Annotated in this window: 15 protein-coding genes; 11 read left to right on the top strand and 4 right to left on the bottom strand. The window is 41.9% G+C overall.

Features of this window, described 5'->3' with window-relative positions:
* Positions 1-72 precede the first annotated feature (72 nt).
* Complete coding sequence (locus K8B83_RS07365) at positions 73-660, top strand: TetR/AcrR family transcriptional regulator (protein WP_223419465.1); 588 nt, start codon at positions 73-75, stop codon at positions 658-660.
* A gap of 14 nt (positions 661-674) precedes the next feature.
* On the opposite strand, the gene K8B83_RS07360 is transcribed toward K8B83_RS07365, so the two are convergent.
* Positions 675-989 carry a DUF1289 domain-containing protein gene (locus K8B83_RS07360; RefSeq protein ID WP_223419463.1) on the bottom strand — a complete coding sequence of 105 codons (315 nt, stop codon included), beginning with the start codon at positions 987-989 and terminating at the stop codon, positions 675-677.
* Positions 990-1,145: 156 nt separating this feature from the next.
* Here K8B83_RS07360 and K8B83_RS07355 point away from each other — a divergent pair, with 156 nt between their 5' ends.
* The 4 genes from K8B83_RS07355 (at position 1,146) to K8B83_RS07340 (ending at position 4,397) form a co-directional block, all read left to right on the top strand.
* Entirely contained in the window at positions 1,146-2,177 is a 1,032-nt protein-coding gene (locus K8B83_RS07355) for an IS630 family transposase (protein ID WP_188741280.1), read from the top strand.
* A gap of 68 nt (positions 2,178-2,245) precedes the next feature.
* A complete protein-coding gene (locus tag K8B83_RS07350) occupies positions 2,246-2,821 on the top strand; it encodes a DUF4136 domain-containing protein (protein ID WP_188740219.1) in 576 nt (191 codons plus the stop codon).
* A gap of 122 nt (positions 2,822-2,943) precedes the next feature.
* A complete protein-coding gene (locus K8B83_RS07345) occupies positions 2,944-3,588 on the top strand; it encodes a DUF2913 family protein (RefSeq protein WP_223419461.1) in 645 nt (214 codons plus the stop codon).
* A gap of 56 nt (positions 3,589-3,644) precedes the next feature.
* A complete protein-coding gene (locus K8B83_RS07340) occupies positions 3,645-4,397 on the top strand; it encodes a substrate-binding periplasmic protein (protein WP_223419459.1) in 753 nt (250 codons plus the stop codon).
* A gap of 16 nt (positions 4,398-4,413) precedes the next feature.
* Here the strand turns inward: K8B83_RS07340 and K8B83_RS07335 are convergent, their stop codons facing one another.
* Positions 4,414-4,986, bottom strand: a complete 573-nt coding sequence (locus K8B83_RS07335) for a DsrE family protein (protein ID WP_223419457.1) — start codon at positions 4,984-4,986, stop codon at positions 4,414-4,416.
* A 389-nt stretch (positions 4,987-5,375) separates the two neighbouring features.
* Between K8B83_RS07335 and K8B83_RS07330 the strand changes: the two genes are divergently transcribed.
* The 3 genes from K8B83_RS07330 to K8B83_RS07320 all read left to right on the top strand — a co-directional run bounded on the left by K8B83_RS07330 (position 5,376) and on the right by K8B83_RS07320 (position 6,869).
* Positions 5,376-5,885 (top strand): GNAT family N-acetyltransferase, encoded by a 510-nt coding sequence (locus K8B83_RS07330; protein ID WP_223419454.1) that lies wholly within the window; start codon positions 5,376-5,378, stop codon positions 5,883-5,885.
* A gap of 193 nt (positions 5,886-6,078) precedes the next feature.
* Complete coding sequence (locus tag K8B83_RS07325) at positions 6,079-6,333, top strand: DUF2960 domain-containing protein (protein WP_188740214.1); 255 nt, start codon at positions 6,079-6,081, stop codon at positions 6,331-6,333.
* A gap of 26 nt (positions 6,334-6,359) precedes the next feature.
* A complete protein-coding gene (locus K8B83_RS07320) occupies positions 6,360-6,869 on the top strand; it encodes an RDD family protein (RefSeq protein ID WP_223419452.1) in 510 nt (169 codons plus the stop codon).
* Positions 6,870-6,928: 59 nt separating this feature from the next.
* Here K8B83_RS07320 and lptG read toward each other — a convergent pair whose 3' ends face one another.
* Both lptG and lptF read right to left on the bottom strand, forming a co-directional pair.
* Positions 6,929-7,987, bottom strand: a complete 1,059-nt coding sequence (gene lptG, locus K8B83_RS07315) for an LPS export ABC transporter permease LptG (protein ID WP_223419451.1) — start codon at positions 7,985-7,987, stop codon at positions 6,929-6,931.
* On the bottom strand, positions 7,984-9,096 hold the full coding sequence (gene lptF, locus K8B83_RS07310) for an LPS export ABC transporter permease LptF (protein ID WP_223419449.1): 1,113 nt from the start codon (positions 9,094-9,096) through the stop codon (positions 7,984-7,986). The genes lptG and lptF overlap by 4 nt, the downstream gene beginning before the upstream one ends.
* A gap of 273 nt (positions 9,097-9,369) precedes the next feature.
* Here lptF and pepA point away from each other — a divergent pair, with 273 nt between their 5' ends.
* The 3 genes from pepA (at position 9,370) to K8B83_RS07295 (ending at position 12,864) form a co-directional block, all read left to right on the top strand.
* Positions 9,370-10,878, top strand: coding sequence for a leucyl aminopeptidase (pepA, locus tag K8B83_RS07305; RefSeq protein WP_188740210.1), 1,509 nt, complete (start codon positions 9,370-9,372; stop codon positions 10,876-10,878).
* Between the two features lie 243 nt (positions 10,879-11,121).
* Complete coding sequence (locus K8B83_RS07300) at positions 11,122-11,949, top strand: substrate-binding periplasmic protein (RefSeq protein ID WP_223419447.1); 828 nt, start codon at positions 11,122-11,124, stop codon at positions 11,947-11,949.
* 222 nt (positions 11,950-12,171) lie between these two features.
* The gene (locus tag K8B83_RS07295; RefSeq protein ID WP_223419446.1) at positions 12,172-12,864 is read left to right on the top strand and encodes a DUF4189 domain-containing protein; all 693 of its coding nucleotides are present in this window, start codon (positions 12,172-12,174) and stop codon (positions 12,862-12,864) included.
* Positions 12,865-12,940: the final 76 nt, after the last annotated feature.

The raw sequence follows: 12,940 nt of genomic DNA, 5'->3' as shown, positions 1-12,940 counted from the left end.
CGCGACTGCCCACAATGAATCAGAATCATTGTTGGGCAGTTCATCACGTTCAACCACAGGCAGTTTGACTTAATGAGCAGTAACTCCACTACCACAGATAAAAAGCAAGCCATTTTAGACGCAGCGCTGCAACTGTTTGTCAATAAAGGCTTTAATGCAACATCAACCGCATCTATTGCTAAGGCGGCGGGCGTTGCTACGGGCACCTTGTTTCATCATTTTCCGACCAAAAACGACATAATGAATCAAGTTTTTTTAGCGATTAAACAAGAGTTTGCAGATAATATGGTCACCAGCACTCAGTTTAGTGGTGACATTGAGCAAGATGCCTATACCCTATGGCAAAAAGCTATCGATTGGGCCATTGCGCAGCCACTTAAGCAATTGTTCTTTTTACAATATTCAATGTCTGCCGATATTGATGTGACGATAAGAAAGCAAGCAATGACAAGTATTTTAAGCTTTGTCGTTGAGTTAATTGAGCAAGGTAAACAACAAGGCATTATTGCCAATTTCCCCAGCGAATTATTACTCGAAAATTGTCATGGTCAGTACTTAGCCACCATTCGTTTTTTTACCGACAACCCACATTTAGGTGGAGATAAAATCCATCGTGATGCTAGCTTTACTTTGTTTTGGCATGCAATGAAAGCGCAATAGAATTGAAATTGGGATCAATCATCTAAACTAAAATCAGCTAGGTCGACATCATCAACCGAGTTTTGCTTGTCTTCAAAATCTAATTGAGGAGTGTGAGCCATTTGCTGATTAAGTAATTCTTGCTGTCTTGCTTTATGCAGAGTAAATTGACGACGTTTTTTGCGCTGCAAGCATAAACGAATGACATCTTGCTTTTGTAATTCACTAAAACTCATCCAGTTAAAGCGTTCATCCCGGCTTCTAAGGCATCCCAAACAATATCCGCGACTGTCAGACTGACAAACGCCAACGCAAGGGCTGGGCACGGCAAAAAAACTTAACTGTTCCATAATTAGTGAGATTAACTCCAGTACATAAATGCAGACTATTTATTGATATGCGATATATTGATATAAGCTTCGCAATGTTAAGGCAAACAATCGAAGTATACCGGTGATCATTGAAGGTGCTTGATTTTATTTCAAATCAGGATCATGCTACACCTCATGAAAATATACCTCACCGATGACCAGAAGAAACAGCTCGAAACCCAGCATGCTCAAGCGCGCGATGGGCGAGTTCGTGATCGCATCAAAGCCGTCCTCCTTACCTCAGAAGGCTGGTCTACGGTTATGATTTCTCAAGCGCTACGCATTCACGAATCCACCGTGCTGCGACATCTTGCAGACTATACCTTGTCGGATAAACTCAAGCCTGAAAATGGCGGCTCACAAAGCCATTTATCCGCTAAGCAAACGGCGGAGTTAATTACCCATTTAACTGCCCATACTTACCAGCATAACCATCAAATTGTCGGCTATGTGTTAGCGCAGTTCGGTGTTAAATATACTGTCGCTGGCATGCACAAGTGGCTGCATAAAAATGGCTTTAGCTACAAAAAGCCTAAAGGTGTGCCGCATAAGTTTGATGAAGCAAAGCAACAGGCTTTTGTTGAGCAGTATGAAAACCTTAAAGCCAGCTGTGGCGAGGATTCGACTATTCTCTTTATCGACGCAGTTCATCCTACCCAAGCGACAAAAATATCGCATGGCTGGATCCGCACAGGACAAGATAAACCCGTTGAAACCACTGGTAGTCGGACACGTATCAATCTGATTGGTGCGATTGACCTTGATGATATCGCTAACGCAACGGTTAACGAATATGACTATGTTAATGGCGACAGTATTGTTCAATTTTTTGAGGTGTTAAGGGAGAAATATCCACCACCTCACACGTTGCATCTCATTTTAGATGGCGCAGGTTATCATCGCTCAAAGAAGGTCAAAGAAATGGCCGATTTGCTTAAGATAGAGCTGCATTATTTACCGCCTTATAGCCCAAATCTGAACCCAATAGAGCGGCTGTGGAAGGTGATGAATGAGCATGCCAGAAACAGCGTTTATTTCAAAAGTAAGCGCGAATTTAGGGCCGCTCTATCAAAATTTTTTAAAGAAACACTGCCGGAAATGGGTGGCGATTTGACGTCGCGGATCAATGACAATTTTCAGATGTTACAATCCGCATCTTCAAGTTGATTGGGTATATATTAAGGTTATACTAATTGAGTTAATTTTGTACATTATTACACGTTTTAGGAGGTCATATGACAACATCAAAGCGTTTCGTGTTAAGGGAAAACCGCCCAACCTGGCACTACCTAACACTCATGATATTTAGCTTATTTATTCTCGCTGCCTGCGCGGCAAAACCCAAACAAGATTATGATGTTAATTATGATTTCTCAACTTTGAAAACCTTTAGTCAATTAACCTTAAAGCAAACTGATGACCCACTCACAGCCGACAGAATCAATGACGACATCAAGCAAACATTACTTAACCAAGGTTATATTTACCAGGCAGAAAATCCAGACTTTCTAGTTAATTACGCCTTTGTCACCCAAGACAAAGAAAAAGACTCAGGGCTCTCAATTGGTCTAGGTTCAGGTACATGGGGCTCGGGTGGTGGCATTGGAGTTGGTACCAGTATAGGTATTCCGATTGGCAGCGACACCGCTAAAACACAAACCATTCAAATTGACATTATAGACCCAACAGACAAACGCTTAATTTGGCGTGGTAATAGTCAATATCACTTTGATCAGGGCGGCGAAGAAAAAGCCCAAGGAATAAATCAAACCGTAGTGGCTATATTGGCGCAGTTTCCACCTAAAAAATAATCGTTTATGGCCATTGAGTCACCCAACAACTCTCTGGCCAACTCCCAAAGATAAAATATCTATTTAGCAATTAGCAGCCTCGCGGTAAACTAGCCTTTAAACTACATTATTGATTAGCGCTAATGACCACCGAAACCTATAACCAAGCCATACTCACTTTAGCACTTGCAGGCATAGAGGCCCTTAACGCCTCAGCTTCACAACACAAGGCTACTCGAACCCCAGCACAAGAAAGCCATTATTTATGCAATTGGATGGTCGAGTCATTAAAAACAAAACGCTTTTCTAAGTTAGTCGCCGACGATTTAACAACCTGGATCCGTCAAGCCCGAAGTCAAGGTGCTGGGGCGCAACTAAAGCGCTTATTGACCTGCATTGCAGATCAATACCAACAAGCTAATAACAGCACAGTCGCAACCGGTGAAGGGCTTAAAAATCTATTAGTTGAATTAGCGCAACAAGATTGGCTAATCATCACAGATACCGATATAGATGCTAAACTTAAGCTAGACAGCGATGGGCAATCAAGCCTTATCATCGCTAAAAAAGAGTTCGAACAACACATTGTAGATGACGTGATTATTAAGCCTATTTCAATGTACATACGTGGGGATGAAACGCTCGTTGCAGCACTTGCACTTAAACAGGGAATGTTACTGAGCCAGGGAAACAAGAAAACCACCTTAATCAAACACCACAAAACATATACATTAAGGCCAAATAACCAACATTCTAGTTTGTGTTTACTGTGTCTTGAACAATATTAGGTATGATTGACAAAACCCAATTTAATTTCGTCGTAGGCGTATGCTGAGGTACTACAATGAAAAGATGCATTATTGCTGTAATTTATTTTGTATTGTGCTCTTTTTGCTCACCGGTCAAAGCTGAAACGGTCCTCAAATACAATGTCAACGGCTCAAGTAATTGGGTTCCTTATTACATTGCTCACTCTCCTGATAATCCAGGCATTTTAGGTGAGCTAGTGCCACTTATACTTGCCACCGCAAACATCAAAATTGAAAAACATAACTTTCCTCCCAAACGAACCAACTATGCATTAGACACTGGTTTATTAGATTTCGATTTTGTTAGCCCAAGTTGGTTTCCAAATGACGATTTAGGCGAACTATTTGTCCAATCATCGCCGCTTCTTATCATCCAAGAAAATATTATTACTTTAGATGAACATGCCAAAAACTGGCAAAATATCGACCAACTCAAAGGCAAAGAAATAGGCACCGTTAGGGGATATTTGTATCATGATGACGCAAATTTCACCCGGGTAGATTTCATCTCAGAGCGCGAGCTCATAAAAGCACTGTATAAAGACAGAGTAAAAGCAGCTATATCAGGTGACTTACCCGCATTGTACTGGGCAAAACAACTCAACAGCCCTATTACATTAGCGGCCGTCCATTCTAAAGGTCAGTTAGTCATGCGCCTTCGCAAAGAACACGCAGCATTATTACCCCGTATTAATGCCGCGATAGACGAGCTGCAATCAAATGGCACCATCAAACGCATTATCGACAAATACACCAAACAAGAAGTCTTTGAGCATTTAGCCCAATAACTTTCTCACCTGAGATTTAAAAAGGGTTAACGCTATAACCTTCTTGAGCTAATATCGCATGGGCAGTCAATGCCGATAGCGCCATATCAACACCAGGAAGCAATTCTTCAGACGTGATGCCGTAGTAAGCCGCAGTTTGACCACATACATAAAACTTTACACCTTGCTTTACTAGCTTAGCAACGAGGTCAGCATTGGCATTATACTTATTGGCATTTAACATTTGATAATATCTGGTCTGGGTCATATCACTTGCAGCTTGTCCATGCACAACCATTGCCAGAGATATGTCTTCTAATTTTACCCCAGCAGCCACGTGCATATTAATAAAACGCGCCAGGGTATCAATACTGCGGTTTAACTCACCAGGTTTAGCGGCTGTACCTAAATCAAAAGCCACTTTAAACTTCATCCCTTTGGGGATCACTAAGCTGCTATTCACTTGTGCAACCTTGCCATAATCTTTAATGACGGTGCCAGGCTTAAATGCCTCAATACCCGCCGTTGCCATAAAAGATGGGCAAGCAAGCACACTTAATAACGATATATAAACTGCTCTTGTAGACAAAAAAGGTAAATGGATTGCCATTGTGTTGATGTTCCTTCTAACAATAAATAGCATTAGCCAGCTAAAGCAAATGAGTAAAACATAGCACTGTAGCATAGATAAACGTGTAGATATTTAGTTAGTGCTTGCTAACTTAGGGTTTTGTTTAACAACATGTTATTGGTTAATTTTACCAGTCATCAACGCTACTCACCTTTAACGCGACAACAAGCAGTAATAACACCAAGCCAATAACCGCCGCCAGCAGATCAGGTTGAACATGTTTTTTATGTAAGCATATTAGGGCCTAGATCGCGAAGCATTGCGGCAAAAGATAAACGCTTTTAAACTCGCACAAGATTCAACCTGCAAAGACCAACAGACCCAAGTATAATCGCAGCTCGAATAAACCAAAGTAACTGATTATTAATATGCTTATACGTCCGATTTGCCCAACCGACTGGCCAAGCATAATGGCAATTCAGGCTCAATGCTATCTTGACCTAACGCCAGAGTCTTTAGCTGTAATGCAAAGTAAATGGCAAGCGTCTCCTTCAACGTGCCTAGTCGTTGAACAAAAACAGCAAGTATTAGCCTATGCCCTAGTGCACCCATGGTTACGAGGTGATGCACCTTCACTGGATTGCGAAATATCATTACAAGCATCTTCTAGTTGGTACTTACATGACATGGCCATTTCACCAAAAGCGCAAGGTATGGGAATAGGCAAACAACTCATTACCCACATACTTAATCAGGCGCATAAATTAAATATTGAAGGTGTCGGTCTTGTTGCAGTCCAAGGTGCCAACACTTACTGGCAGCAACAAGGATTTAAGCCACATGAAACATCAAAAAAATTAACCCAATCGCTTACCAGCTACCCCGCAGATGCTTGCTATTTATATTTAGACTTACAACGCCAAATGACTCAATGCTAAGCTAATAAGCATAAACAGTTAAGCTAATAAATTATCAATCTGCTTGGCGTTAGGCCACTTAACATGGGACAATTATTACCTATACGCAAGATGGAACCGCTTCACTCTTGCCGCTGGGGACTGTACCGCCTTATCACTAACACCAAGGCATGACCCCTTATTCAATGCGTTACAATAATGTTAGGAGTTCGCCATGGCGCGCCAAGTGATATACACCTTCAAAGGTCAAACAAAAACGATCCCGTTTAGCTACGACATACATCACGACCTTTATGAAGCAGCAGCCGAAGCTGAAGGGATTGATTTAAAAAAATTTCTCGCAATGGAGCAACAAATAGCATTAACCTCAAAAAAAGGGGCTAAGGCCGAAAAAGAATTTCGTAAAAGCGAATTTGCACGCTTTGGTTTCACCAGCATTAAATTTGTTCGTGAAGACGATGAAATTTAACCCAGTATCTGTTTAAAGGAATACCAATGTTAAACACTGAACACGCCAATTTTCCTCGAGCCAGTTTTGTTCGCCGGTTTGGTGCAATTGTCTACGACTTCATGCTTGCTGTGGCGGTATATATGTTCGCTGGTGCTATTGGGTTTGGCTTCTTTTTTGGGCTTCAAAGCAGTGGCGTAATTTCATTAAACGGGTTTGAACACACGTCAGATTTATTAAATAACACACCGATTTACCATGGTCTTTACCAGCTTTGGTTAACCTTATGCGTTGGCGGTTTTTATGCCATATTCTGGAGCCGAGGCGGACAAACCCTAGGCATGAGGGCATGGCGCTTAAAGGTTCAACATCCTAATGGGCAAAACCTCAGCTTTATCACAGCTTGCGCTCGCATAGTGTGGTCATTGTTAGGTGTAGGTAATCTGTGGATTTTAATCAATAGCGACAAACTTGCCCTGCAAGATAAAATGACCCGCTCAGAAGTGGTGGTGCTATCGGTAGAAGCCAATCAAATGCGCAATTGGCACGGCGCTTAATTTAACTCAGCAACAAAAACGGCAACCCCCTGAGTTGCCGTTTTTTTATCGCTTAACCATTACTTACGAATATAATGCATCGCCAAAATGGTAAATAAAATACTCGGTGTCACTGCACCCACAAACGCAGGTAATTCATACACAATACTCATTGGGCCAAAAATTTGATTGCTGATATAAAAACTAAATCCAGCGACAACCCCCAATAATACTCTCGCCCCCATGGTTACCGTACGTAATGGGCCAAACACAAACGACAAGGCCACTAACATCATCACAGCAACAGTGACAGGCTGCATAATCTTACGCCATAGCGCTAGTTCATATCGACTTGAGTCTTGTTCATTCACCTCTAAATAATCTAAATAATCCAGTAAGCCTCTAATCGACAACGACTCAGGCTTAACAGACACCACACTTAGCTTGTCTGGTGTTAGTGACGATGTCCAAGTATCTTTATCAAGATGTTCTCTTATTACTCGCTCATCTTGAACATAAGTCGTCACAACACCAGAGAGGTGCCAAACATCATCAATAAAAATCGCTTTATTGGCATGAGTAACATCAGTTAAAGCTAACTCATCATCAAAACGGTATAGACTGACATTATTAAGCATATCGATGCTTTGAACTTCGCCAATATTAACAAACATATCACCGTCTTTTGCCCAAATCCCACGATGAGACTTAATCAAACTGCCACCAGACACTTTAACGGCCTGTAACTCTTTAGCACTTTTTTCTGCTGCGGGGGCGCCCCACTCACCCAAAACCATCACCATGATCATGAGTGGGATCGCTGTTTTCATTGCCGATTGAGTGATCTGTAAACGCGACATACCTGATGCCTGCATCACCACTAATTCAGAATTAGAGGCCAGCATCCCCATGCCAATTAAGGCGCCAAGTAATACCGCCATCGGGAAAAACATTTCAACATCACGAGGAACTAAAAATAAAACGTAAATGCCCGCATCAATTAACGTGTAACTGCCACGTCCCACTACACGTAACTGATCAACCCATTTAATAATGCCCGACAAACCAGTTAAAATAAGCAAACATAACGCAGACGTGCTCACAATGACACGAGCAATATAAAAATCTAAAATTCTCATGCAGCCACCTGCTTACGTTTAAATAAGCCCAGTAATTTTTTACCTGATGGTCGCTCTTTAATTAGTAATAACAAGCCTAAAATCAATGCACAGGCGTGGATCCACCACATACCTAAATACTGAGGCACAACCTCGTCTTGCAATGCTTTACGCCCCGCGACCATCAACCCAAAATAACCTAAGTACAATAAAATGGCCGGGAACATTTTGGCAAATTTACCTTGACGAACATTAACCCGAGCCAATGGCACCGCAATTAATGTCATTAACGGGATCGCAATAGGGATTGCTAACCGCCATTGAAATTCTGCTGCGGCTTCTGGGCCAGGCGTTGCCAATAACTGCTCTACTGGCAGAGCAGACAACTTACGTCGACGCTCATCGACCTCCTGCTCCTTGATTTCCATCTTATAACCACCAAACTCAATAACCTGAATATCAAGTGATTTTGGGCTTCCTTGATAACGTACGCCTTTTTCAAGCTGCAATTGTTGGCTACCAATATTGTCCTCTATTACTCGACCTTGTTGGGCAACCACAATATTAGTTAGGCCGTCTTCGTCTTCAGGATCGGGAAGCTGAGCAACAAACACGTTATTAAGGGTATTGTCTTTATTTATGCGTTCAACAAACAACACTGCACGGCCATTTGGGCTGGCCTGGAACCGCCCTTGAGTTAATGCAGCGAGTCCGGCTTCAGACTGGGCTTTTTCTAATACTTGATTTTGACGTTCTTCGGCCCAAGGCCCCACATATACCGACAAATAAGCCGTAAAGATCAAGTTGGCAAAAGCCACTAATAGGGTTACACGCGTAACATACCATTCGCTCACCCCAACCCCATGCAGTACCACCATTTCATTTTCGGCATACATGCGCCCGTGGGCCAATAAAATGGCCAAAAAGAAACTTAAGGGTAATACTAATACTGTTAATTGAGGCAAATTCAGCCCCAACAGTGTTATGACTAAAGAAGCAGGAAATTCGCCGTCAGAAGCGTCTGCTAGCACGCGCACAAATTGCTGACTGATAAAAATAGTTAACAGTACGATTAGTACTGCAAATTGCGCTTTTAAAACTTCACCAATCAGGTATCTAAATACAATCACAAGTAGGATCCGGTGGCTAAACTTATCTTTTTACTGGTATCAGAGCAACTTTCATGTAAACTGTCTACTTTCAGCAGTTTTGCTAGTTTTCTGACCAGCGCGGAAGGTGCATTGGGGTCTTGGTTAACATTTATTTTGGCTGTCAAATTTTGCCTTTTTTTAGTTAATAATCCCAAACAGTTAACACCTTTTCGTTGATTATATGCCAGATGGCCTAATGCAAACATTATCTAATAAATATAAAAATTTGTCTTTAAGAATCTAGGAGTGCTCATGGAGTTTAGCGTAAAGAGCGGCAGCCCCGAAAAACAACGTTCAGCGTGTATCGTCGTTGGCGTTTACGAACCTCGCCGTTTATCTGGTATCGCAGAGCAATTGGACAAAATCAGTGAAGGTTATATTAGTAACCTACTTCGTCGTGGTGACCTTGAAGGTAAACCAGGACAAATGCTGCTATTGCATCATGTACCAAACGTATTGAGTGAGCGCGTGTTATTGGTTGGCTGTGGTAAAGAGCGTGAGTTAGACGAGCGCCAATACAAACAAATCATCACAAAAACCATTAGTACGTTGAACGAAACAGGCTCAATGGAAGCAGTATGCTTCTTAACTGAGCTGCATGTCAAAGGCCGCGACACCTATTGGAAAGTACGCCAAGCCGTTGAAACGACTCAAAACAGCTTGTATTCATTTGACGCCTTAAAAACCCGCAAGGGTGAAACTCGCCGACCATTGCGCAAAATGGTATTTAATGTACCAACACGCCGTGAGCTCACTATTGGCGAACGCGCAATTGAACATGGCGCATCTGTTTCTGCGGGTATGCATCTTTGTCGTGATGTGGCCAACATGCCGCCTAACATTTGTAACCCAGCATATTTAGCGTCTCAAGCTCGCCAAATGGCTGAAGTGTACGAAAACCTTAAAGTGACTACCGTAGGTGAAGAGCAAATGGCCAAGTTGGGCATGAACTCATACCTTGCAGTAGGCCGTGCGAGCAGTAACGAATCGATCATGACAGTGATGGAATACCAAGGTGCAGTTAACAGCACAGAGAAACCCATCGTACTTGTCGGTAAAGGATTAACCTTTGACTCAGGCGGCATTTCATTAAAACCAGGCGAAGCCATGGATGAAATGAAATACGACATGGGCGGCGCTGCAGGTGTCATTGGCACTATGAAAGCACTGTGCGAAATGAAGCTACCTATCAATGTAATTGGTGTATTAGCTGGATGCGAAAACATGCCATCTGGCAATGCATATCGCCCGGGTGACATTTTAACTACCATGTCAGGCCAAACCGTTGAAGTACTTAACACCGACGCTGAAGGCCGTTTAGTGTTATGTGACGTATTAACCTATGTTGAACGCTTTGACCCAGAGTTAGTTATCGACACAGCAACCCTAACAGGTGCGTGTGTTATTGCTCTTGGTAAACATGCTTCAGGTTTATTTAGTTCTCACAACCCACTTGCACATGAGTTACTTAATGCTGGTGAGCAAAGTGGCGACCGTGCATGGCGTATGCCATTGTGGGATGAATACCAAGACATGCTAGACAGCCCATTTGCCGACATGACTAACCTTGGTGGTCGTCCTGCGGGTTCTATTACGGCGGCGTGTTTCTTGTCTCGCTTTGCTAAAAAGTACAACTGGGCACATTTAGACGTAGCCGGTACCGCTTGGAATAGTGGCGCCAATAAAGGTTCAACTGGCCGCCCTGTTCCTATTTTAAGCCAGTTCTTAATTAATCGCGCTGGTGTCGATATTAGCGAATAATCTGTAATTAAACGCACATTAAAAGGGTAAAGCGCTGCTTTACCCTTTTTTATACCATTTCCAATAATTATGTTTTACACCCCAAACAAGCTTAAATATTGAACAGCAAGATTAATCAGTATAAGCTAAGAGCACATTAAATTATCTCTAACCATTTACTAACTGAGCTTAACGATCACAAGGATTTGATTGCATGGTATCGCTTAATCCAAATACAAAACTGACCACTCAGGAAATGATTAAGTGAAACTTCCTTTAGTGAACATGTCAGTGTACATACCTAAATGTAACTGCCTCGACGCGTTAATGTCGTCGTTAACCTCAGCGGTTATGTTAGTGCTTATACTAACGCTAGCCTTGATGCCTCCACCTGTATTTGCTCAAGCCGATGGACACATCCGCTTTATTACCCATTCATTACATCCTTTTAGTTATCAACAAAATGATCAGTTAACGGGCTTCTCTGTTGAACTCGTTAAAGGCATGGCTCAAATCAGAGGAATGCAAGCCAATATCGAACTACTCCCATTTAATCGCGCATTTCAGAACTTAAAAACACAGCCCCAAACGGCATTATTTGTTATCGCCAAAAGGCCTGAGCGAGAAAACGACATGAAATGGGTAGGCCCAATTATCACTAGTGGTGTGTATTTTTATCAAAAACGTAACTCAGGGCTAACATTAAAAGAGTTAACCGATTTAAAGCGCGTCTCTAAAATTGGCGTGGTACAAGGTAATGCCGACCACACCTATTTAGAAACGAATGAATTCTCAAATTTAAGTACCGACAAATCGCAAATCCAATCATTGAAAATGCTCAATCATGGACGGGTTGATGTTGCCCCAATGAGCGAACTGGTGATGCCATTTTTGGCCAAAGCAGCCAATATTGATGTAAACACCATAGAGAAAACACCCATTAAACTTTATGATTCAACTTTGTATATTGCCTTTTCAAACGACACCAATGATGAAACCGTCGCACAATGGCAACACGCATTTGATCAATTAAAAGCATCTGGCCATTATCAAACACTCTACCAACGATACTTTGCATCTCAAGTCCAATAATCCAGCTTAAGTCATCCCCTAAAAATCGAGCATAAACAATGTTTAACTTGTTAAATTAAGTAAAGTAACCATTATATTGTTTAGCGTCTACATGGGGTTAAGATGAACCAAGCCAAAGCCCGCAGCAAACAAGGCAAAGGACTGTTTAATTACTACATTTAGCCTTTTTATACCCAATACCCTCTACTTTATTGCATTAAAGTCATTGAAATGGATATTCAGATGAAAGCGCTAAAAGTCATTATCATTACCATCGTCAGCGCGTTAGCCCTTTATGGGTTAACGGCAATTTTATTGGGCTTTCTACTCAGCTCCATGTGCGGTAATACCGTTTACACCGAATCGCTATCATTAGATAACATGTACAAAGCTGTTATCTTTGAACGAAGCTGCGGCGGCGCTTCTGGCCATTCAACCCAAATATCAATCATAAAAGCAGATGAGCAACTGTGCGAAAACTGCGCGGGCGATGTGCTTGTGGCAGACGGCCACCCTAACGACAATAAACTCAACTTAGTCTGGTTAGAGCCACAAGATTCTGACAACCAACAACTGCAAATTCATGTTCCTGCTGATCTTACAAATGAGACAAAAGAAACCAGCTGGTCTTCTTGGTTTAACAGTATCGATATTTCATATCATGTAATTGATCAATATCCATTAACTTGCGAACAAAACCCAAAAGCTAAAGCGTGTCAATTCATAACAAATGATCAAAAATTGATTGAAGTGTTAAAGCAATTTAAAGACTTTAACGATCACAAAGCTCTTGCTGTTGCTGTTAGCGAGAGTGGTCATATTCGCTATGGCTACGGTTTTGGTTATGACACAATGCTAAAAGCGCAACGCAGAGCATTAAAAGAGTGCACCAAAGGCACAAGCCCTACCCATGTAAAATGTGAACTAATTCGCTAAGGGTAGCTAATGCAAATGTCATATAAATCGCAGAACCACAGCCATTAACCCGCAAGCGATTTTAGTGTAAACTCGT

It is taken from the genome of Shewanella inventionis (genome assembly GCF_019931735.1).
Taxonomy (GTDB): Bacteria; Pseudomonadota; Gammaproteobacteria; order Enterobacterales; family Shewanellaceae; genus Shewanella; species Shewanella inventionis.
Note: the sequence above shows the minus strand (reverse complement) of the source record. Positions and strands in the feature narration are given on the sequence as shown.

Excerpts from the sequence above, each read along its gene's own strand:
- K8B83_RS07320 (WP_223419452.1), top strand. The coding sequence starts at position 6,360 with ATGTTAAACACTGAACACGCCAATTTTCCTCGAGCCAGTTTTGTTCGC.
- lptG (WP_223419451.1), bottom strand. The coding sequence starts at position 7,987 with ATGAGAATTTTAGATTTTTATATTGCTCGTGTCATTGTGAGCACGTCT.
- pepA (WP_188740210.1), top strand. The coding sequence starts at position 9,370 with ATGGAGTTTAGCGTAAAGAGCGGCAGCCCCGAAAAACAACGTTCAGCG.
- K8B83_RS07340 (WP_223419459.1), top strand. The coding sequence starts at position 3,645 with ATGAAAAGATGCATTATTGCTGTAATTTATTTTGTATTGTGCTCTTTT.
- K8B83_RS07365 (WP_223419465.1), top strand. The coding sequence starts at position 73 with ATGAGCAGTAACTCCACTACCACAGATAAAAAGCAAGCCATTTTAGAC.
- K8B83_RS07335 (WP_223419457.1), bottom strand. The coding sequence starts at position 4,986 with ATGGCAATCCATTTACCTTTTTTGTCTACAAGAGCAGTTTATATATCG.
- K8B83_RS07350 (WP_188740219.1), top strand. The coding sequence starts at position 2,246 with ATGACAACATCAAAGCGTTTCGTGTTAAGGGAAAACCGCCCAACCTGG.
- K8B83_RS07295 (WP_223419446.1), top strand. The coding sequence starts at position 12,172 with ATGAAAGCGCTAAAAGTCATTATCATTACCATCGTCAGCGCGTTAGCC.
- K8B83_RS07360 (WP_223419463.1), bottom strand. The coding sequence starts at position 989 with ATGGAACAGTTAAGTTTTTTTGCCGTGCCCAGCCCTTGCGTTGGCGTT.
- K8B83_RS07345 (WP_223419461.1), top strand. The coding sequence starts at position 2,944 with ATGACCACCGAAACCTATAACCAAGCCATACTCACTTTAGCACTTGCA.
- K8B83_RS07355 (WP_188741280.1), top strand. The coding sequence starts at position 1,146 with ATGAAAATATACCTCACCGATGACCAGAAGAAACAGCTCGAAACCCAG.
- K8B83_RS07325 (WP_188740214.1), top strand. The coding sequence starts at position 6,079 with ATGGCGCGCCAAGTGATATACACCTTCAAAGGTCAAACAAAAACGATC.
- K8B83_RS07330 (WP_223419454.1), top strand. The coding sequence starts at position 5,376 with ATGCTTATACGTCCGATTTGCCCAACCGACTGGCCAAGCATAATGGCA.